1 protein-coding gene is annotated in these 1,171 nt (G+C 69.1%); it reads right to left on the reverse strand.

Annotation, left to right across the window (positions count from 1 at the left end):
• Positions 1 to 65: 65 nt before the first annotated feature.
• Positions 66 to 863, reverse strand: a complete 798-nt coding sequence (locus C665_RS19670) for an amino acid ABC transporter substrate-binding protein (RefSeq protein ID WP_004330253.1) — start codon at positions 861 to 863, stop codon at positions 66 to 68.
• Between the last annotated feature and the right edge of the window lie 308 nt (positions 864 to 1,171).

Below are 1,171 nucleotides of genomic sequence, written 5' to 3' on the forward strand. Positions count from 1 at the left end.
GGCTTGCGCCGCTCCTACACGGGGCCGACGTAGGAGCGGCGCAAGCCGCGATCTCCGCAGCCGGCTTACTTGATGATGTTCTTGCCGAACCACTCGGTGGAGATGCGGGCGGCGCTGCCGTCGGCCTTCATCTCGTCCATCGCCTTCTGCAGCTTGGCCAGCAGCGCGGTGTCGTCCTTGCGGGTGCCGACGCCGTATTCCTCGGTGCCGAAGTGGTCGTCGAGCACCACGTAGTCGTTCGGCTTCTTGGCGGTGTAGTAGCGGCCCACGACCTCGTCGAGCACCACCGCGTCGAGGCGGCCGGTGGTGAGGTCCATCAGCGCGGTGACGTTGTCGCCGAACTTCTTCAGCTCCTTGAAGGAGGCGGCCACCGGGTCCTTCTGCACCGCGTCGACCGCGCTGCTGCCGTCCTGGATGCCGATCACCTTGCCGGCGAGCTCGGCCTTGGTCTTGATCGCCGACGCGGCGGGCACCACGATGATCTGGTGGTTCTCCATGTAGGCGCTGGTGAAGCCGATGTTCTTCCTGCGCTCCTCGGTGATGGTGAGGCCGTTCCACAGCGCATCGACGCGCTTGCCGTTGAGCTCGGCTTCCTTGGCGCTCCAGTCGATCGGCTTGAACTCGACGGCGATGCCGAGGCGCTTGGCCGCTTCCTTGGCGAGGTCGATGTCGAAGCCGACCAGTTCGTTCTTCTCGTTGCGGAAGCCCATGGGCGGGAAGTTGTCGTCGAGGCCGATGACGATCTTCGCCGGGGCGGCGGGGGCTGCGGCGGATTGGGCGGCCGGCGCGGTTTCGTTCTTGCCGCAGCCGGCGAGGAGTGCGCCGGCGGTGAGGGAGAGCATCAGCAGCGAGGAGAGTTTCATCTTGGTCTTGCCCGGGAGGGTGGTCGGGGACGGGCCGGGTGGGCCCGCCACGGAGAGGGCGCCGGGGTGCCGGCGCCAAAACCGTGATTCTCGCTGCACTGCGTCAGGCGAGCAACCTTGCCGCTGCCCGCAGAGCTCGCGCGCGTGGCCGCTCAGTTGCCCGCCGGCTCGCGTCCGCGTGCCTCGGGGGCGTTGCCGCCGTCCCTGGCTTCGCGCCGGAAGCTGCGTCGCGCCTCGCCGTCGTCGTCGCGGCGAAACCCCCGGAAACCCTCGGGCGGTCGCCCGCCAGCCTCGCTGCGGCGGGGCTC

Origin of the sequence: Thauera aminoaromatica S2, assembly GCF_000310185.1 — a bacterium.
Lineage (GTDB): Bacteria > Pseudomonadota > Gammaproteobacteria > Burkholderiales > Rhodocyclaceae > Thauera > Thauera aminoaromatica.

Coding starts and splice junctions, on each gene's coding strand:
- C665_RS19670 (WP_004330253.1), bottom strand. CDS start 863: ATGAAACTCTCCTCGCTGCTGATGCTCTCCCTCACCGCCGGCGCACTC.